This is a genomic window from Rhodoluna limnophila, assembly GCF_005845365.1.
In the GTDB taxonomy this organism is placed as follows: domain Bacteria; phylum Actinomycetota; class Actinomycetes; order Actinomycetales; family Microbacteriaceae; genus Rhodoluna; species Rhodoluna limnophila.
This window is the reverse complement of sequence record NZ_CP040509.1, coordinates 21127-39654: the sequence shown is the minus strand read 5'-3', so window position 1 is coordinate 39654 and position 18528 is coordinate 21127. Positions and strand designations below refer to the sequence as shown.

Below are 18528 nucleotides of genomic sequence, written 5' to 3'. Positions count from 1 at the left end.
TTAGACCTCGTCGAGGTGCTCGGTCGGCAACATCCGATCGTTGATCCAAGCAACGATGTCGGCTAGCACCCCGGCCTTGTTAGTCTCGTTCACCATCTCGTGGCGGCCATCGTGGTAAATAATTGCCTCGATGTCCTTGACCCCTGATCGGCGATAAGCATTGAGCAGAAGCTTGTTGCCTCGCTCGCCACCAAGCGGATCATCCGAGCCGGCGATGAGCAGAATCGGAACATGGCTATCGATGTTTTTGCTCGGTACACCCAGCAACTGCAAGGTGTTTGGAACACCAAAGACCTGAAGGGCGCTCTCTGGGAAATTCTTTGGATCGGCCAAGAATGCCCGACCAACCTCAGGGTCGCGACTCAACCACTCGTAGCCGGTCTTATTTGGAGTGGCATCCCACTTCTTGTTGAAACCTGAGCTTGGCAAGATTCCCGGAACCGCAAGGGTGGATCCGCTAAGAATTAGGGCGTCATATTCATCGCTGTAATTATTGAAAATGCGCTGGGCAATCAGTGAGCCCCAACTGTGGCCAAACATAACCAGAGGCTCTTCGGGGTTTTCACCAACGATGATGTGGCTGAGCTGACGAACACCAGCAAAGACTGCCGCCATACCGCCAGGGCCAAGGTTGCCCTGCTTTTTTGTGATTCCCTCGGCCGTCATTCGAAGCCCGGTCTGGCCGTGACCGCGGTGGTCGTCAGCATAAACGCTGTAGCCCTCGCGATTCAGCGCAGCCGCCACGTGGTCGTAGCGGCGGGCGTGCTCACCTAATCCGTGCACTATTTGCACTGATGCCTTTGGGTTTGCTACCGGCCACTCATAAAACGTGATCTCGATACCCTGGGCGTCTTTGAAGCTGCGTACGATCGGCAATTCAGTCATAGCGACAGATTACGCCTCTTTGGTGATCTCCACGCTAACGAACAACTCTGAGTTGAACGGCCCGGCAAAAACTCCTCGCAAAGGCGGAACATCGTCGTAATCACGACCGCGCCCAACCACCACGTGCCGAGTGTTTACATCGATGTCATTGGTTGGGTCGAAGGCAAACCATGACCCGGCCCACCACTCAACCCAGGCGTGCGACTCACCCACTACCTTCTCGCCGATTTTTGGATCTGTGGAAGGGTGCAGATAACCGCTTACGTATCTGGCCGGAATACCCACTGCTCGCATCGCCCCCAAGGTGATGTGAGCAAAATCTTGGCAAACACCGATTTTTTCTGACCAGGCATCACTAGCAATCGAGTGCACCCCGGTCACGCCGTGCATGTAGGTCATGTCTTGAAACACCTTGTGGCAAATGGCCAGCGCGGTTTCGTGCGGAGTGTGGGTGGTGGCAAGTTTCTTGGCAAACTTCACCAGATCATTGGCCGGCTGAGTACGTTTGGTCTGACCAACGGCATCGGTTAGCTCGAGCGAACTGACAATTTCCATTGCGAGGTCGGACCAATTGAGTCCGGGAATTGGTTCTACGGTTGGGCGAAGCTCGACCACCGAGGTGGCGGTGATATTCAACTCGGTGTGGGGCTCGAGCACCTCAAACATGACCGCACGGGTTTTGAAATAGTCCAGGTATTCGTGCGCGGCACCATCGGGGTGAATTTGAAGCTTGGCACTAAATACCAACTGCGATTCATCGCGGATTGGCAGCAACCGAGCCTCATTATATGAAGCCACAACTTCACCCTGGTACTTAAAGCCGGTGGTGTGAACAATACGATATCGACTCAAGATACCTCTCCGTTCCAAGTTGGCATCACGTTGACCGGAAAGTAACGTGACCGGATTGACTCAGAAATTTCGCCAACCCCGCGCTGCAGTTCGAGCATCTCTTGAGTGAGGTTTGCCAGGATGTCTGGTGCCGAACGGTACTCGAGGTTGTTTCTGAGCTGGCCAACCTGACGGAGCGCAACGTCACTGACACCCACTCGGTCAGAACTAGGAGCCAAGTCACTCAGGCACTTTTCGGCTCGCGCCAGCGCAAAGGCAACCGACCGAGGGAAGATGCGGTCAAGCAGCAGAAACTCAGCGGCGTTGGTGGCCGAAGGAACACCGCGATAGGTTCGCAGGTATGCCTCGTAGGCACCGCAACTGCGGAGAATTGTGGTCCAAGATGGGCCGCTAGCCTCAGTCAATTCTGAGGTAGCCAGCAAGCGGGCGGTCATGTCCACGCGCTCGAGTGAGCGGCCAAGGGTAAAGAAGGTCCATGCCTCGTCGCGCGAAGTCGAGCTTTCGACGATGCCTACGGCGAGCGCAGTACGCTCACGCACCCAACCAAAAAAGTCGTGCGCGCGGTCGATAGAAACCTTGCGGGGCATTCTTGATCGAGTGGTGTTGAGGCACTCCCAGAGTTCGGTAGAGACAATCTCGCGCACCCGTCGAGCATTCTCACGGGCGGCGGTTAGCGAAGACGCAATTGAGCTGCTTTCACCACGATCTACCGACAGAATGTTCAGCAAATCCTGGCGGGTCAACTGATGCGGGTACTCGGCATTTGCCCCGATAACCTTCAGCAGCGATCGGCAAGCGGTGTCTTCATCAACCCACGGGTCTTCGAGCAAAAGCTGCAGGTGCACGTCAAGCAGGCGTGCGGTGCCATCGGCGCGCTCTACGTAGCGACCAATCCAAAATAATGATTCTGCGATTCGACTAAGCATTGTTCTGCGCCTCCTGATTGGACTGCTGCTGCTGTTCCTGTTGACGCGAGAATCCCGAATCGCCAGAAGTCTGGCCGGCAACTACAGATGAAACATGTGAGTTGGTGTTGAGTGCCCGGATGTCGTTGGGCCTGTCTACACCGACGACCCAGGTGTCCTTTGAACCACCACCCTGAGATGAATTAACAACTAGCTCTCCTTCGGGGAGCGCTACGCGGGTCAGGCCACCAGGCAAAACCCAAACATCGTTGCCGTCGTTGACAGCAAATGGTCGAAGGTCTGCGTGACGAGGGCGCAAACCCTGGTCGACCAACGTTGGAATAGTTGACAGCTGAATCACCGGCTGGGCAATCCATCCGCGTGGGTCACGAATCAATCGTTTGCGAAGATCCGCAAGTTCTTTGGCGCTGGCTCGCGGGCCAACCACCAATCCCTTGCCACCCGATCCATCAACCGGTTTGACAACCAGTTCATCCAATCGATCCAGCACTTCCTCGAGACTGTCTCTCTCTTCCAGTCTCCAGGTCTGTACGTTTTCGATGATTGGATCCTCGCCAAGGTAGTACTTGGTGAGGTCTGGCATGTAGGTGTAAACCAACTTGTCGTCGGCAACACCATTGCCAACTGCGTTTGCCAGGGTCACGTTGCCCAGTCGCGCAGCGGTCAGCAAACCTGGCGGCCCAAGCACTGAGTCCGCTCGAAAGGCCAGTGGGTCCAAGAACTCGTCATCCACGCGGCGATAGATAACGTCTACTCGGCGAGCACCCCCGGTGGTGCGCATGTAAACCTTGCCACCCGAGCAGAATAAGTCGCGGCCCTCGACCAGCTCAAGACCCATGAGTCGAGCAAGCAAGGTGTGCTCAAAGTAGGCGCTGTTGTAAACACCGGGAGTGAGCACTACAACCACCGGGTCTTCAACCCCCGATGGCGCTGAGGCCCTAAGGGCCGCGAGCAGCTTATTTGGATATTCACCAACCGGCTGAATACGCATCTGTTGAAAAATCTCGGGCAGCGTCTGCGCCATCACGCGGCGGTTTGAAATCACGTAAGAGACACCAGAGGGCACGCGCACATTGTCTTCGAGCACGCGCCAGGCTCCATACTCGTCACGCACGAGGTCAATGCCGCTGACCTGAATGCGCACACCGTTTGCCGGGTCAATTCCGTGGGCAGCGCGGTGATAGTGGGCCGATGATGCAACAAGTGCAGCGGGTATAACCCCGTCACGGATGGCGTTTTGCGGGCCGTAGATGTCGGCTAGAAAAGCCTCGAGGACTTTGACTCGCTGCTTGATTCCGGCCTCGAGTGAGTTCCACTCGTTCTTGTCGATTACTCGCGGAACAGCATCGAGCGGAAACGGGCGCTCCTCGCCGGCAAAGTCGAAGGTCACACCTTGGGCCAGGTAAGAATCAGCCAGGGCGTTGGTTCGGCCCCGCAGTTCATCCTGAGTCATCGAGGCCAGGGTCTCGTGAATCTTTTTGTAACTCGGCCGCACCTGCCCAGCAGACGCAAACATTTCATCAAACGCCGGTAACTTGCCCGCGCGTCCATCCCCCGAATCGGTTTGCACCGCAACGGGATATTTCTCGAATAGATCTCCCATGCTCAAAAATTAGCCAGCGGTTGTTGCGCGAGTGTTTCGAGAGTGGGTCGTTCGTGAAACACTTAATCTCCGAGGTCGCTTACAGCCTTCATTCAGGAAACTTCCAGATTCATGCGTCAGATTAGAAGCATGTTCAAAGACCTGCAGCTCGTGAAACCCAACGGTAAAGTCCGTTTGGGTGTGCGCAAGTATTTGCGCCTCAAGCGTGCCCAAGACATCATCGAGGGTATTGCCTGGGCCAGCGTGGTTGCGGTCATTGTTATGTTTTTGGCTGCCGGTGGACTAAAAGACATCACCGATGTTCCCTCAGCGCTCGATGCCGCCAGCCGACTAACCGCACTTATCGGCACCGACCTGCTTTTGATTCACATGTTGTTGGTGGCACGAGTGCCTTGGATCGACAAGTTTTACGGACACGACAAGGCAACCCTGGCCCACAAGCGTTTGGGTAAACCGGTTCTGTACTTCATCGTGGCCCACTTTTTGGCATCACTGATTGGCATGGCCATCACCGATGGGCGCACACTAATTGCCGAGTTGACCTACCTAATTACCGATGTTCCAGACATGCTTACCGCTAGCTTGGCCTTGGCTCTGATGATCTTGGTGGTCGTTACTTCGCTCAATTTTGCACGCCGAAAAATGAGCTACGAAGCCTGGTACATCGTTCACGTGATGTCTTACGCGTCAGTTCTATTGGCGGTGCCTCACATCTTTACCTCCGGCACCGACATTGCCGGCAAACCGGTTCAAACCATTTTTTGGGTAACCCTGTACCTATTCGTTGCAGTGAACCTGATCTGGTACCGCGTGCTCGCCCCGATTATCCGTGGCTTCAAAATGAACCTGAGCGTTCAGGCTGTCGTGGCAGAGTCGAGTGACGCAACCTCTTTGTACATCACCGGCAAAAACATCGAACAACTTGGTGGGCAAGCCGGCCAGTTTTACATGCTGCGTTTGCTGACCCCAAAGCAGTGGTGGAGACCTCACCCATTCTCAATCTCAGCGGCACCGAACAACCAGTTCATGCGCTTCACCATCGGCAACCGAGGTGACGACACGGCTGCGCTGCAGAAGCTAAAGCCTGGCACCCGCGTGATGGTCGAAGGCCCATACGGAGTGTTTACCGAAGAACGCCGCACCAAAGAAAAGGTGGTTTTGATTGCCTCTGGAATTGGTATTCCACCGGTTCGCGCGCTTGCCGAATCAATGGCTGCCCGCCCAGGAGACATCACCATAATTTATCGAGTGCGCAGCGATGAAGATGCAGCGCTGCTTGGAGAGGTGCGGGTAATTGCACGACGTCGCGGCTTTCAGTTGCACGTGCTTACCGGCCCACGCGGCAAAGATGGCTCTTGGATGAACCACGACACCGATGGTCTTCCGGATCAAGCCCGCCTAACCGTCATGGCACCTTGGGTCTCAGATTCTGACGTCTATGTTTGTGGCCCTGAGGCTTGGACCAAGATTGTAAGAAAGTCCGTTATTCGCTCCGGCACCCCAGAAGAGAATATTCACGCAGAGGAGTACTCCTGGTGAGAACCGCAACGAAATCAACGCTTGGCTTGGTGAGTCTTGGCCTATTTGCAGCCAGCTATCAAATTGGCCTAACTGCCGAGACCGGCTTTAACTTTGCTGAACCTAGCGCGACCGAATCAACCAACCCTGATGGCGCGGCCTCAAGTCAGATCATGGCCGAGCCAACCCCTACGGCCAGCGAGTCAGCAGCAGCAAAGGAGCCAGCCGCAACCGGCCAGGCTTCGGGTACAACTACAAGCACTCCGGCGCCTTCTGCCACCACCAACGCAGGTACCGGCGGCACGACCAGCACAGCATCGGTGACCAAGACCGGCGATGTCATTGACGTGGGTAAGGGTTACGGATTTGTTCAGGTTGAGGTGGTTAAAAAGGGTGATGTGATCACCACGATCAAACTGCTTCGGGCTGAGTCATCAGATGGTCGCGACAAGGCTTTCCCGAGTTTGGTAGCCGCAGCCATCAAGGCAAATGGCAGCAACTTTGGCAACATCTCAAATGCCACCTACACAACAAACGCCTTCAAAAAAGCAGTGGAGTCAGCTCTTGCTAAATTTTGATCAACCACTCTTGGCAGTCGCACCCAAAAGAAACTGGGCTGGCGGGTTAGTCGCACTGGCTGCAGTTAGCCTCGGCGGAGGCTTTGGCATCAACGCCATCCTGAACCCAGAATTGGGCAGCGACTCAGCCGACGGCACAACCACAACGCAGACCGTAACCGGTGACACAATTACGTACCGATACGGTGAGGTTCAGCTAGAAATTACGGCTACCGATGGTCAAATCGAAAGCATCAACGAGGTAGTCGCCACCGCTACCGATGGTTATGACGCGGTTTTTCCGGTCTTGAACGCAGCTGCACTTAAAGCCCAGAGCGCAGACTTTGGTAATGCCTCTGGAGCAACCTTTAGCACCGATGCCTATCAAGAGGCGCTGGCTAGCGCGCTATCGAAGCTGCAGTGATGACCACCTTTGACCACACCGAAATCTGTATGGGCACTGCCTTCAGATTTGCGGGGCGAACTGAGTTGCCAGAAGCCCAAGTGGCTGAGTTATTGGCCGAGGCCTGCCGGGTCTTGCACCAGGCAGATGAGACTTTCAGTACCTATAAACCAGAGTCACCAATCAGTCGCCTGGCCCGAGGCGAGACCAACCTGGCCTCACTGCCCCCGGTGGTTGCCGAAATTTGGGACGCCTGTGACCACTGGGAAAAGGTGACCAACGGCTGGTTCAGCGCCATGACTCCACAAAATACTTTTGACCCATCCGGATTGGTAAAAACCTGGGCGGCTGCCGAAGCAGCATCTGTGCTGGTAGCCGCCGGAATCGATGACTTTACGATGAACGCCGGCGGAGACGTTTGGTTGGCCGACGGTGTTACCGAGGCGCGCGACTGGCGCATCGGTGTTTCAAAACCGGTGTCTATTGCCAGCCCAGAAGCTGGGGTGCTAACTGTGATTGACCTGGCCAACACCGATTACCGTGCGCTGGCAACTAGTGGATCAGCTGAACGCGGCGAGCACATCTGGAACCCAAAGGCTTCGGGCAAAGCACCGGCGCGTGAGTTGCTTCAGGTTAGCGTGGTGGCCAAAGATTTAGTCACCGCAGACATTTGGGCAACCGCCGCTTTTGCCGAAGGCCCTAGAGCCATTGCCGACCTTAATAAAGTTGACGGCATCGAAGCGATCTTTATTTTGCCCGATGGCGAGTTAGCCGCCACCGATGGATTTGTGGCTCTGTTGGCCAGCGGCGGAAACTAAACGCTAAGGCCAGATACTCGGAGCCGGCTCTTTGCCTTTTGGCAGTGCCGTGGTCTGAGCCCAGTCTTTAACCCACTGTGGCAGTTCTGGCTTTGGCCCGTGCCAGCCACCGCTGCCCTCAATAACTTCACCAGGCACCAGAATTCCACGAGCTTTTTTCAAGAACCTAATGCGAACAATTACCCGAGCGTAAATTTCTTCGCCGACCACGAATCGCTGGTCAAAGTAAAAAGCCTGGTCATCCCAACCAATCACCTTGGACTCGATGTCAAACTTTTGCCAAGGGGTTAGCGACTTACGGTAGGTGATGGTTTGAGCCACCACTACCGGATACCAACCAAGCTTCTTCCAGGCCTGCCAAAGCCCAGAACGGTAAGACAGGTCAAGGCGGCTTAGGTCGAGCAACGACAAAAAGATGCCGTTGTTCATGTGGTTGAACACATCCAGATCAGTTGGCCAAACCCTAAAACTGCGGCGGCCAACCTCCTGCCAACTTAGCTTCGAGCGGCTTCGCCACGACAACATTGCATAGGCCAGGCGGATCCAGAGATTCATTTTTTACCAGATGGTGACGCGGTCGGCAGGGTCTAGCCAGAGGGCGTCGCCCGGCTTGACATCAAACGCCTCGTAGAAGGCATCAACATTGCGCACAATCTGGTTGCAGCGGAACTCAGGCGGTGAGTGTGGGTCGGTGGCCAGACGCTGAATCACAGTTTCATCGCGACCCTTCGAGCTCTCGATACGAGCCAAAGACAAGAACACGCGCTGAACACCGGTCATGCCATCAATCACGTCATCTCCGGGTTTGCCCTCACGACTCATCTCGTAGGCCTTGAGTGCAATGCACAAGCCGCCAAGGTCACCGATGTTTTCACCGATGGTGAGCTCACCATTTACCTTGTGAGATTTGTCTACCAACTGGTGCGGGGTCAGTTCGTTGTACTGAGCAATTAGCTTGGCCGCGCGGGCTTCGAAAGCCTCGCGGTCAGCCTCACTCCACCATGATTCCAGCTTGCCGTCTCCGTCATACTTCGAACCCTGGTCATCGAATCCGTGACCAATTTCGTGACCGATTACGCTGCCAATGCCGCCAAAGTTGGTGGCGTCATCGGCATCTGGGCTAAAGAACGGTGCCTGCAAAATTGCGGCCGGGAACACAATTTCGTTGAAGCCAGGGTTGTAATAAGCGTTGACTGTCTGAGGGCTCATGAACCATTCATCGCGGTCAATCGGTGCACCGATTTTGGCCATCTCAGTAGCTGCGACCCAGGCTGAGACTCGGCGAGTGTTGCCCACCAGGTCATCGCGCTTGATCTCGATGCTGCTGTAGTCCTTCCACTTATTTGGGTAGCCAACCTTTGGCGTGAACTTATCCAGCTTGGCCAACGCCTTGGCCTTGGTCTCTTCAGTCATCCAGTCAAGGTTGTTAATGCTGACGCGGTAAGCCTCGGTCACAAACTTGACCAACTCATCGATGCGCGCCTTGGCTGATTCACTGAAGTACTTCTCGACATAGATCTTGCCGATTGCCTCACCCATCGAACCCTCGACCAAAGAAACCGCGCGCTTCCAGCGTTCACGGTTAACCGGGATGCCCGCTAGCTTGGTGCCGTAGAACGCAAAACGCTCGTTGACAAATTCGTCACTGAGCAAACCGGCGTTGCTTCTAATTACCTGCCAGGCCAGCCACAGTTTGATCTGCTCGAGGTTGGCAGCGTTCCAAATCTGCTCGAGACCCTCAAAGAAACTCGGCATGCAAACGTTGGTCTCAGCCAAAATCTTGGCGTCAAACTTTGCCGCTCCAAGCCAAATGTTCCAGTCAAAGGTTGGGGTCAATGCGTCCAGGTGCGCACGGGCGGTGAGGTTGTAGGTTTTCTCGGCATCACGGCTGTCAACCTTGGTCCAGTGGACGGCAGCCAGTGCGGTTTCAAACGCCATGATGTGTCTTGCGTCGACTGCGGCCTTTTCGGCATCCCAGCCAGCCAGTGTCAACATCTGAGCAATGTGCGGCACATACGCTTCGCGAATTTCAGCGTGCTTTTCATCCTTGTAATAGGCCTCATCTGGCAGGCCAAGACCACCCTGAGCCAGGTTCACAATGTATCGGTCTGGGTTTCCTTCATCGTTGTCTACCCAGATGCCAAACAGGCCGCTAAAACCACTGCGCTCGTACTCACCCAACAGGGCAGTTGCGTCGTCAATCTGACGTATCTGCTCAATTAGTTTTAGGTCAGCTGCGATAGGCGCAGCACCCAGCTCGTTGGCTCGAGCCTCATCAAGGAAAGAAGCGTAGAGGTCACCGATCTGCTGACTCACACCCGGCTGAGGGTTTGCCGCTGCTTCTTCAAGGATGATTCGGACCGCAGCCTCGGCATCATCGGCGAGCATGTGAAAACTGCTGTAGATGCCCTTATCTGCAGGAATCTCAGTTTCAGCCAACCACTTTCCGTTGGTGTATCGGAATAGGTCATCTTGAGGGCGGATGTTCTTGTCGAACTCGGCTGGGTCAAGGCAAGGGTTGATACTCATCCCCTTATCCTAAATCGCCCCGAAGAGTAGAATTAGGAGCGTGGACCTACAAAAAATCATCTTGTATTACGGCTTTGCGCCGGTTGCCGACCCTGTTGCTCTAAAGCTTTGGCAAAAGACCCTCTGCGAGTCACTTGGACTCAAGGGTCGCATCATCGTCTCAAAGCACGGCATCAACGGCACCCTTGGCGGCGACATGATGGCGCTCAAGAAGTACGTTCGTCAAACACGCGAGTACCCGGGCTTCGGCAAGATCGATTTCAAGTGGTCAGACGGAACCGGAAACGACTTTCCTCGCCTGTCGGTCAAGAACCGCAGCGAGCTAGTGGCGTTCACCACCCCGGATGAAATCACTGTAGAAAAATCTGGCATCACCAATGGCGGCAAGCACCTAAAGCCAGCCCAGGTAAACCAGCTGGTTGAAGAGCGCGGCGATGACGTGATTTTCTTCGATGGCCGCAACGCATTCGAAGCCCGAATCGGCAAATTCAAAAACGCTATCGTTCCAGACGTTCAGACCTCACACGACTTTGTTGCAGAACTTGAGTCTGGAAAGTACGACCACCTAAAAGACAAGCCAATCGTCACCTACTGCACCGGTGGAATTCGCTGCGAAATTCTTTCAGCCGTGATGATCAACCGCGGTTTCAAAGAGGTCTACCAAATCGATGGTGGCATCGTTCGCTACGGCGAGAAGTTCAAGGACCAGGGTCTTTGGGAAGGCTCGCTTTACATCTTCGACGACCGAATGGTTCAAGACTTCTCTGACGAAGCCAAGGTCATCGGTGAGTGCGAGGGTTGCGGTGGTGCAACCAACGCTTTCCGCAACTGCTCTCACGTTGGCTGCAAAGACTTGATTCTGCTTTGCGACTCTTGCTATGCAGACCCAAAGCATTCAGAGCACAAGGCCAGCCACACTCGCGGCAAGCGTCACGCCCAAGAAGTTGGCTAGTCGCAAGCGGCAAGCTGATCCAAAACTTAAATAGAAAACCCCGGGCTCAACCCCGGGGTTTTCTATTTACTAGAGAGAGGAATTACTGCTAACAGGAGGTTTAGCGGTGTCCGTGTTTCTTGCCGTGCTTTCCCTTTTTGACGCCGTCAGAGGACTTGGCCTTGGCGGTCGGTGCGGTGTAGGCCGCAGTGACATCAGCCGAGGTGGTTGCCGTGGCAACGGTGCCGGTGGCATCTACCGTGACGGTTGCAAAAATTGCAGTTGCGCCATCGGCGGTGTAAATCGCGTAGTTAGTGGTGGTTGCAGCCAGGCCACCCTTTAGCTCAAGAACGCCGGTCAATGTGCCGTCGGCCAGGGTGCCAGACTTCACATGGATGCGCTTGCCACCAACGGTTGGCTGGGTTGCCGGGACTGCTGTGGCGTCATCTGCCAATTTATAAACGATGAACTGGGTGCCGTGTGCCGCAGCCTTTGCCGAGGTGACGGTTGTTGGAACGGCGGTAATGGTTGCAGTGACGCTTGCCTTTACTGCCTCAACCTCAGTGGTGCTTGAGGTCTCGGTAGAGCTACCAGAAACTCGATCGTGTGCAAAAGATGGGGTGGCTACTGCAAAGGCCAGGATGCTGGTGGCACCGATGACTGCAATCGCTGAACGCTTGGTTTTAAGCTTCATGTTCTTTCCTTTCGTGGGGACCTTTTCAATCTAGAAAAATCTCAAACTCGAGGTGGCAAAACTCAGGATGCTGGGGGTGTTTTATCAGCAACCTCTCAGGTGTGCCGGAAGGTAAACTTGTTCAACGACGATAAGGATGACGTGGGCTTTTTAGAGAACTTTGAAAAGGGTTTGGAACGGGTCGTCAATGGCGCGTTCACGAAGACCTTTAAGTCTGAGCTCCAGCCTGTGGAGATCTCAGGGCACATCCGTGCCGAGATGGATGCCAAGGCCAGCATTCTCAGCCGCGACCGCATTCTGGCCCCAAACACCTTCACGGTTAGCCTCTCAACCCCCGATTTCAAGCGCATGGCTACTCTCGGTGAATCTCTGATCGAAGAGCTAACCGAGGCCGCCACCAAGCACGCCAACAAACAGGGTTTTCAATTTGGAGCGACCCTCGGAATTCGTCTTATCGAAGATGGCAGCTTGAACCTGGGTCAGGTACTAGTCCGCTCGAACACTCAAAAGCACCAGGTCGAATGGATGCCTACCCTGGATGTTGCCGGCAAGCGCTTTTTGCTGCGCGAGGGTGAAACCTCAATTGGCCGCGATGCCTCGGCCGACATTCAAATTGATGACACCGGTTTGAGCCGTAAGCACTTTGCGATTGTTTGGAATGGCAAAAACGCTGCTGTAAAAGACCTGAACAGCACCAACGGAACCCGAGTTGGCGGCCGCCCAATTACCGAGGTTGGCATCAACGCCGACACCGTAATTTCAGCCGGTCGCAATGACTACGTGTTTCGAATCATCGCTAAAACTGTGACCGAGAGTCAGGTGCCAAGTGAGTGAGTTAGCTCTCTTTATCGTCAGAGCCGGATTTTTAGCGGTTCTCTGGATTTTTGTCTTCAGCATTATTTCTGTAATTCGTGCTGACCTCTTTGGTCAAAAAGTGGTTAGCCGCGTTGCCGAAGCCAACGCACCCCAGGTAATTTCTTCACCGGTTGCACCGGCTGCTCCAGCCGGAAAATCGCTGGTAACCGAGTCATCCGGCAGCAATGCCACCAAGCTGGTGATTATCGATGGCGACCGCACCGGCCAGGTAATCAACCTTGACCGCCGAGAACTAACCATCGGTCGCGCCGAAAGCTCAGACCTTGTGGTCGACGACGAATACGCATCCACCAACCACGCAAAGTTGGTGCTGATCAACAACGATTGGCTGATTCAGGACCTAAATTCGACCAACGGAACCTACCTAGATGGCGGCCGAGTCGGCACCCCTGCGGTGGTCAAGTTGAACACTCCGGTTCGAGTTGGCAAGACCGTTTTTGAGCTGCGAGCCTAGGTCAAATAAATAATGTCGATCAAGCCCTTGAGTTTTGCGTCATCTGACATTGGTCGGGTGCGCTCTAGCAATCAAGACTCTGGCTATGCCGGCTACAACCTATTCTTCGTAGCCGACGGCATGGGCGGCCACGCCGGCGGAGACATTGCCTCAGCCCTGTGTGCGCAGCGAATCGCAAAAATCGATACCGTCTATGCCTCGCCAGAGGAAGCAACCAAAGCGCTCATCGACGTGATTTGGGAAGCCAACGGTGTACTCGGCGAAACCGCGCAGGCCCACCCAGAGCTTGCCGGAATGGGCACAACCTTCAGCGGCATGCTGATTACTGGCAACAAGGTGACCATCGGGCACATCGGTGACTCAAGAATCTATCTAGCGCGTGACGGCAAAGTCACCCAGGTAACTACCGACCACACTTTTGTTCAGCGATTGGTAGACACCGGCCGCATTACTCCTGAAGAGGCTTTGGTTCACCCGCGCCGATCGGTGCTGATGCGTGTTCTCGGCGATGTTGAAGAGTTCCCGGATGTAGATTCTGAAACTCTCGAGACCAAGCCGGGTGACCGCTGGTTGCTTTGCTCCGATGGTCTCTCGGGCCCGGTACCCGAAGACATCATGAACGGTATTTTGCTCTCGAAGATTGGCTCTGAAGAAGCAGCCGACCTTTTGGTGGGCGAGGCACTTGAGTTTGGTGCGCCAGACAACGTGACCGTTGTCGTTGTGGACATCGTTGACGCGCAGACCAAAACTGATTTTGTTCCGAGCGCTGTTTTTGTGGGCTCAAGCTCGAACGAGGTCGTGATTGATGAGCGCAAGGGTCGCCGAATTCTGCGAATCCTCAAGCCGCTTAACATCACCGAGCTGTTGCGCCGACCTGAAGACCCAGCCGACTACGTGCCTGAATCAGACGAATACCTCGAGAAGATTCTGCGCGAAACTCACCGCCGGATTCGTTGGCGCAAGATTCGCCAGCTTTTGACCGTGGTGGCACTGGTGGCTGCAATGGCATTCCTGGTGGTCAAGGCCTATGAGTACACGCAGACCCGCTTCTACATCGGTGTTTCCAACGGGCACGTTACGGTTTTCAAAGGCATCAAAGAGGCACTTGGGCCCCTGACTTTCTCTGAGGTGTACCAAGAGACCAACATCGATGCCACCGACCTGAGCATTTACTACCAGCAGCGACTAGAGCAGTCGATCAGTGCCGACAACCTGCAGGAGGCCATGCGTTTGGTGCGCCAACTGCAAGATGCTGTGGTGCCGAATGAGTAAATTGAACGCCGCTGAAGCGCTGCCAAAAATCGTGCGTGTGGTTCCTCGTAATCGCAACATCGAGGCATTTTTGCTTGCCTTTGCCGTGGGCCTAAACGCATTTGAGTTGTCACAAATTCAGCTGTCACTTCTCAAGGTGCTGACCCCCGAGATCTTCTTGTACCTACTGCCACCGGCATTCTTTGCCCTGGTAATTCACATCATTTTGCGCCGCCGCGCCAGCGAGGCAGACCCGATGATCTTGCCAATCGCGGTGGTTCTCAATGGCCTCGGACTATCGATGATTTATCGACTGGACCTCGCGACCATAGCCAACGGTGGCACCGAACTCTTTGCCGAAAAGCAGGTTGTTTGGACAGTGGTTGCCATGGCTTTTGCGGCTGCGGTCATCATTTTTGTGCCGAGCCATTTGTTCTTGCGTCGCTACGTTTACGTCTCGATGATCGTTGGCGTTGGTTTGCTGATTTCACCGATGATTCCTGGCCTAGGCCGCAACATCAACGGAGCCCAGTTGTGGATTGCCATCGGCGACCTAACCTTTCAGCCAGGTGAGTTGGCCAAGATTGCCCTGACGGTTTTCTTTGCCGGATACCTAGTTACTCGCCGCGAATCACTTGCCATCGTTGGCCGAAAAGTCCTCGGTGTGCGCATTCCTCGCGCCCGCGAACTTGGTCCAATTCTTGTAATTTGGGGTGCCAGCCTTTTGGTGCTCATCCTGCAGCGCGACCTCGGAACCTCACTGCTTTACTTCGGTATTTTCATCGTGCTGGTTTACACCGCAACCGGTCGGGCCATCTACGTAATCGCCGGCATCACAATGTTCCTAACCGGTGCATTGGTTGCGGGCCGAATGATGGAATACGTTTCGGGCCGCGTTGACTCTTGGCTCAACCCGTTCTTGGCTTCTAACTACGATGCCGCCGGCGGTAGCTACCAGCTTGCGCAGGGCATCTTTGGCCTAGCCCACGGCGGACTGCTCGGCACCGGACTCGGGGGCGGACTACCTCAGCTGGTCCCGCTGGCTGAGAGCGACTTCATCATCGCCGCACTCGGCGAAGAGATCGGCTTGATCGGCTTGTTTGCCGTGTTTGCGCTCTACCTACTGCTCGTTTCACGCGGCATTCGCATCGGCTTCAACCACCCAGATGACTTCTCCAAACTGCTGGCCACGGGATTGGCGTTTGTAATCGCACTCCAGTGCTTCATCGTTATTGGTGGCGTTACCCGAGTGGTGCCGCTAACTGGCTTGACCACTCCGTTGCTGGCGGCCGGCGGTTCATCGCTGTTGGCAAACTGGATCATCGTTGGATTGCTGCTGAGGATCTCTGACACTGTGGACAGCGGAAATAAGTCGGTGACCGCATGAACCGCGAACTTAAGCGTGTGAGCCTGGTCATCTTTGTCATGTTCCTGAGCCTCTTCATTTCGAGCACCGGAATTCAGGTAATTTCAGCGGATGACTTGGCCACCGACCAACGAAATGTGCGCTCAATTTACGACAGCTACAAAACCCAGCGTGGATCGATTTTGGTTGACGGCAAGCCGATTGCCGAATCTATCCCGGTTGATGATGTCTACCGCTACAACCGGGTCTACTCCGATGAAATGTACTCTTCGGTCACCGGATTCTTCAGCCTGTACCAAGGTGCAACCGGACTCGAATCGGCAACCAACAGCTACCTCACCGGGCAAAATTCATCGCAGTTCTTTGAACAAATAAATGCACTGCTCTCTGGCACTCCGGTTGCCGGTGCGTCTGTTGAGTTGACGATTGACCCAGATGTTCAAAAGGCCGCCTGGGATGCCTTGGGCGACAAAAAGGGTGCGGTCGTTGCCATCAACCCAACCACCGGAAACATTTTGGCGATGGTCTCAAAGCCAGGGTTTGATGCAAATGAGTTGGCGGTTCACGATGGCGCTACCTCGAACGCCAACTACAAGGCTTTGATCGAGGATGAAGACGGTCCGCTGCTCAATCGTGCTTACAGCGAGCTCTACGCACCCGGGTCAGTCTTCAAATTGGTAGTTGCCGCCGCAGCTCTAGAGAGCGGCGAATACACCGCCGACAGCACTTTTCCGAACCCAAGCAAGTACACGCTGCCGGGTACCAGCACCGTTGTGATGAACTCAGGCGAGGGTAAATGTGGTGGCGCGGCTACCGTAAGCATTGCTGATGCCCTGCGACTTTCGTGCAACGTACCTTTTGCCCAGCTGGGAATTGCGCTGAAGCAAAACCGGATTAGCTCGCAGGCTGGCCTCTTTGGCTTTAGTAAAAACATCGAGTTTCCGATGACCTCGGTGGCCAGCGTTTATCCGAGCGGTATGGACGATGCCCAAACCGGACTTTCAGCTTTCGGCCAGTTTGATGTTCGAGTAACCCCACTGCAGATGGCCATGGTTAGTGCCGCAATCGCCAACAAGGGCGTACTGATGCAGCCAAACCTGATTGAAAACGTATTGACCGCAAACCTTTCGGTTTTGCACCAACCAAGCCCAAGCGTCTTCTCGCAACCGATGTCTGCCACGACGGCCAAATCGATGACTGAGATGATGGTTGGCGCCGTTTCTAATGGTGTTTCGGGGAACGCCAGAATTAGCGGAGTCGAGGTAGCGGGTAAAACCGGTACCGCCCAAAATGGCACGGACCAGCCATACACACTTTGGTTCACAGGGTTTGCACCGGCCAACAACCCACAGGTTGCTGTTGCCGTTGTAATCGCTGACGGCGGGGGGCTCGGTCAGTCAGGAAGAGGAAACTCTTTGGCTGCACCGGTGGCTAAAAAAGTGATGCAGGCGGTGTTGAAGAAATGATTCCAGAAGCAGGTCAGCTTTACGGTGGCCGATACAAACTCATCAGTCGAATCGCAATCGGCGGAATGGGTGAGGTTTGGCAGGCGCACGACGAGGTAATTCTTCGTGATGTGGCAATCAAGATTTTGAAGCAAGAGTTCATGGGTGACCCCGGGTTCTTGGAGCGCTTCCGCACCGAAGCCCGCCATGCAGCCATGGTTAACCACCCAGGCATTGCCGATGTTTATGACTACGGAGAAGACTCAGGCTCTGCCTATCTGGTTATGGAACTTGTTCCGGGAGATTCGCTGGCCAAGATTCTAGAAACGCAAAAAACCTTGCCTGCCGAACAGGTTCTAGACATCATCTCGCAGACTGGCCGTGCCCTATTTGAAGCCCATGAGGCTGGTTTGGTGCACCGCGATGTAAAGCCAGGAAACCTGCTGATTACCCCCGACGGTGAAGTCAAAATTACCGACTTTGGTATTGCTCGCGTAGCCGACCAGGTTGGTCTAACCGCCACCGGACAGGTGATGGGAACCGTTCAGTACCTTGCGCCCGAGCAGGCAACCGGAAAACCGGCTACCCCGTCTACCGACATCTACTCACTGGGCATCGTGGCATACGAGGCTTTGGCCGGCAAGCGACCTTTCACCGGTGACTCGCAGATGCAAATTGCCATGGCGCAGATCAACCAGACTCCGCCACCGTTGCCTGAAGGGATTGACCCTCGGGTAGCTAATTTGGTTATGTCCTGCCTGGCTAAAAAGGCAAACCAGAGGCCAGAGTCTGCATTGGCTTTGGCCAAGCGTGCTGAGTCAATGATGTCGAATGCCCCGAGAAATTCGGCGGCCACACAACTGATCAACCAGCCGGTGATCAACGACAGCACCGCTGTTCTTGAACTGCCGACCACAACTGCACCTAACCAAAAGCCGCCGGTGGTTTGGCCTTGGTTTGCGCTCATCGGTGTATTAGCCCTGACTGCGATTTCTGTGGTTGTGGCAATTGTGGTTACCTCACTGCAGCCGGGCATTACGCCAAGCCCAACGCCAACCGATAACCCAAGCAATTCGGGCACTGCTACCCCAAGCCCAACATCTTCGGCTAACCAAGAAGTTGTGGTTCTGCTGTCCGACATCCAAGGTAAAAAAGTCACCGATGTTGCTGCATCACTGGGCCTAATGGGTCTGGTTGTAAATGCGGTGGCCGGTGAGGTTGTTGCCGAGGATGACCCGCGCGTGATGACCGTATATGCGGGCACTCCGCTCGGAACGCTAAAGGTAGGCTCGGCTATCGAAATTACCTATTACGTGGCCGGCACACCTAGCCCAAGCCCAAGCCCTTCGACCAGCACTCCGGCACCAACTGAGTCGCCAAGTGCACCGGTCGAATAGCCCGAAATAGCAGCACAAATCAT

General features: G+C 54.8%; 18 protein-coding genes. 11 read left to right on the top strand and 7 right to left on the bottom strand.

Annotated features, from left to right (window positions below):
* The 4 genes from FFA38_RS00195 to FFA38_RS00180 are packed head-to-tail and all read right to left on the bottom strand — an operon-like array spanning position 1 to position 4266.
* On the bottom strand, positions 1 to 885 hold the full coding sequence (locus FFA38_RS00195) for an alpha/beta fold hydrolase (RefSeq protein ID WP_138314978.1): 885 nt from the start codon (positions 883 to 885) through the stop codon (positions 1 to 3).
* Positions 886 to 894: 9 nt separating this feature from the next.
* Positions 895 to 1737, bottom strand: coding sequence for a transglutaminase family protein (locus FFA38_RS00190; RefSeq protein ID WP_138314975.1), 843 nt, complete (start codon positions 1735 to 1737; stop codon positions 895 to 897).
* Positions 1734 to 2663: an alpha-E domain-containing protein gene (locus tag FFA38_RS00185; RefSeq protein ID WP_138274805.1), complete on the bottom strand. Its 930-nt coding sequence runs from the start codon at positions 2661 to 2663 to the stop codon at positions 1734 to 1736. Before FFA38_RS00185 ends, FFA38_RS00190 begins: the two co-directional genes overlap by 4 nt.
* Positions 2656 to 4266 carry a circularly permuted type 2 ATP-grasp protein gene (locus tag FFA38_RS00180; protein WP_138314973.1) on the bottom strand — a complete coding sequence of 537 codons (1611 nt, stop codon included), beginning with the start codon at positions 4264 to 4266 and terminating at the stop codon, positions 2656 to 2658. The genes FFA38_RS00185 and FFA38_RS00180 overlap by 8 nt, the downstream gene beginning before the upstream one ends.
* Positions 4267 to 4377: 111 nt before the next feature.
* On the opposite strand from FFA38_RS00180, the gene FFA38_RS00175 reads away from it, so the two are divergent.
* Genes FFA38_RS00175 through FFA38_RS00160 form a run of 4 tightly spaced genes read left to right on the top strand, consistent with a single transcriptional unit; the run spans position 4378 to position 7562 of the window.
* Positions 4378 to 5805, top strand: a complete 1428-nt coding sequence (locus FFA38_RS00175) for a ferredoxin reductase family protein (protein ID WP_138274803.1) — start codon at positions 4378 to 4380, stop codon at positions 5803 to 5805.
* Positions 5802 to 6362, top strand: a complete 561-nt coding sequence (locus tag FFA38_RS00170; protein WP_138314971.1) for an FMN-binding protein — start codon at positions 5802 to 5804, stop codon at positions 6360 to 6362. The genes FFA38_RS00175 and FFA38_RS00170 overlap by 4 nt, the downstream gene beginning before the upstream one ends.
* Before the next feature lie 10 nt (positions 6363 to 6372).
* On the top strand, positions 6373 to 6765 hold the full coding sequence (locus FFA38_RS00165) for an FMN-binding protein (RefSeq protein ID WP_138314970.1): 393 nt from the start codon (positions 6373 to 6375) through the stop codon (positions 6763 to 6765).
* Complete coding sequence (locus FFA38_RS00160) at positions 6765 to 7562, top strand: FAD:protein FMN transferase (RefSeq protein WP_138314968.1); 798 nt, start codon at positions 6765 to 6767, stop codon at positions 7560 to 7562. The genes FFA38_RS00165 and FFA38_RS00160 overlap by 1 nt, the downstream gene beginning before the upstream one ends.
* A gap of 3 nt (positions 7563 to 7565) precedes the next feature.
* On the opposite strand, the gene FFA38_RS00155 is transcribed toward FFA38_RS00160, so the two are convergent.
* Positions 7566 to 8117 carry a thioesterase family protein gene (locus FFA38_RS00155; RefSeq protein WP_246030949.1) on the bottom strand — a complete coding sequence of 184 codons (552 nt, stop codon included), beginning with the start codon at positions 8115 to 8117 and terminating at the stop codon, positions 7566 to 7568.
* Between the two features lie 3 nt (positions 8118 to 8120).
* Entirely contained in the window at positions 8121 to 10091 is a 1971-nt protein-coding gene (locus FFA38_RS00150; RefSeq protein ID WP_138314966.1) for a M13 family metallopeptidase, read from the bottom strand.
* Positions 10092 to 10131: 40 nt separating this feature from the next.
* On the opposite strand from FFA38_RS00150, the gene trhO reads away from it, so the two are divergent.
* A complete protein-coding gene (gene trhO / locus FFA38_RS00145; RefSeq protein ID WP_138314963.1) occupies positions 10132 to 11043 on the top strand; it encodes an oxygen-dependent tRNA uridine(34) hydroxylase TrhO in 912 nt (303 codons plus the stop codon).
* A gap of 100 nt (positions 11044 to 11143) precedes the next feature.
* Here trhO and FFA38_RS00140 read toward each other — a convergent pair whose 3' ends face one another.
* The gene (locus tag FFA38_RS00140; RefSeq protein ID WP_138314961.1) at positions 11144 to 11716 is read right to left on the bottom strand and encodes a hypothetical protein; all 573 of its coding nucleotides are present in this window, start codon (positions 11714 to 11716) and stop codon (positions 11144 to 11146) included.
* A 117-nt stretch (positions 11717 to 11833) separates the two neighbouring features.
* Between FFA38_RS00140 and FFA38_RS00135 the strand changes: the two genes are divergently transcribed.
* Genes FFA38_RS00135 through FFA38_RS00110 form a run of 6 tightly spaced genes read left to right on the top strand, consistent with a single transcriptional unit; the run spans position 11834 to position 18505 of the window.
* Complete coding sequence (locus FFA38_RS00135; RefSeq protein ID WP_172955969.1) at positions 11834 to 12550, top strand: FhaA domain-containing protein; 717 nt, start codon at positions 11834 to 11836, stop codon at positions 12548 to 12550.
* The gene (locus FFA38_RS00130; protein WP_138274795.1) at positions 12543 to 13046 is read left to right on the top strand and encodes an FHA domain-containing protein FhaB/FipA; all 504 of its coding nucleotides are present in this window, start codon (positions 12543 to 12545) and stop codon (positions 13044 to 13046) included. Before FFA38_RS00135 ends, FFA38_RS00130 begins: the two co-directional genes overlap by 8 nt.
* Before the next feature lie 12 nt (positions 13047 to 13058).
* Complete coding sequence (locus FFA38_RS00125) at positions 13059 to 14318, top strand: PP2C family protein-serine/threonine phosphatase (RefSeq protein WP_138314958.1); 1260 nt, start codon at positions 13059 to 13061, stop codon at positions 14316 to 14318.
* Positions 14311 to 15684 (top strand): FtsW/RodA/SpoVE family cell cycle protein, encoded by a 1374-nt coding sequence (locus FFA38_RS00120; RefSeq protein WP_138314956.1) that lies wholly within the window; start codon positions 14311 to 14313, stop codon positions 15682 to 15684. The genes FFA38_RS00125 and FFA38_RS00120 overlap by 8 nt, the downstream gene beginning before the upstream one ends.
* A complete protein-coding gene (locus FFA38_RS00115) occupies positions 15681 to 17129 on the top strand; it encodes a peptidoglycan D,D-transpeptidase FtsI family protein (RefSeq protein ID WP_138314954.1) in 1449 nt (482 codons plus the stop codon). Before FFA38_RS00120 ends, FFA38_RS00115 begins: the two co-directional genes overlap by 4 nt.
* Positions 17126 to 18505, top strand: a complete 1380-nt coding sequence (locus FFA38_RS00110; RefSeq protein ID WP_138314952.1) for a serine/threonine-protein kinase — start codon at positions 17126 to 17128, stop codon at positions 18503 to 18505. Before FFA38_RS00115 ends, FFA38_RS00110 begins: the two co-directional genes overlap by 4 nt.
* The last annotated feature ends 23 nt before the right edge of the window (positions 18506 to 18528 follow it).

Excerpts from the sequence above, each read along its gene's own strand:
- FFA38_RS00195 (WP_138314978.1), bottom strand. The coding sequence starts at position 885 with ATGACTGAATTGCCGATCGTACGCAGCTTCAAAGACGCCCAGGGTATC.
- FFA38_RS00185 (WP_138274805.1), bottom strand. The coding sequence starts at position 2,663 with ATGCTTAGTCGAATCGCAGAATCATTATTTTGGATTGGTCGCTACGTA.
- FFA38_RS00180 (WP_138314973.1), bottom strand. The coding sequence starts at position 4,266 with ATGGGAGATCTATTCGAGAAATATCCCGTTGCGGTGCAAACCGATTCG.
- FFA38_RS00175 (WP_138274803.1), top strand. The coding sequence starts at position 4,378 with ATGCGTCAGATTAGAAGCATGTTCAAAGACCTGCAGCTCGTGAAACCC.
- FFA38_RS00160 (WP_138314968.1), top strand. The coding sequence starts at position 6,765 with ATGACCACCTTTGACCACACCGAAATCTGTATGGGCACTGCCTTCAGA.
- FFA38_RS00155 (WP_246030949.1), bottom strand. The coding sequence starts at position 8,117 with ATGAATCTCTGGATCCGCCTGGCCTATGCAATGTTGTCGTGGCGAAGC.
- FFA38_RS00150 (WP_138314966.1), bottom strand. The coding sequence starts at position 10,091 with ATGAGTATCAACCCTTGCCTTGACCCAGCCGAGTTCGACAAGAACATC.
- FFA38_RS00140 (WP_138314961.1), bottom strand. The coding sequence starts at position 11,716 with ATGAAGCTTAAAACCAAGCGTTCAGCGATTGCAGTCATCGGTGCCACC.
- FFA38_RS00125 (WP_138314958.1), top strand. The coding sequence starts at position 13,059 with ATGTCGATCAAGCCCTTGAGTTTTGCGTCATCTGACATTGGTCGGGTG.
- FFA38_RS00120 (WP_138314956.1), top strand. The coding sequence starts at position 14,311 with ATGAGTAAATTGAACGCCGCTGAAGCGCTGCCAAAAATCGTGCGTGTG.
- FFA38_RS00115 (WP_138314954.1), top strand. The coding sequence starts at position 15,681 with ATGAACCGCGAACTTAAGCGTGTGAGCCTGGTCATCTTTGTCATGTTC.
- FFA38_RS00110 (WP_138314952.1), top strand. The coding sequence starts at position 17,126 with ATGATTCCAGAAGCAGGTCAGCTTTACGGTGGCCGATACAAACTCATC.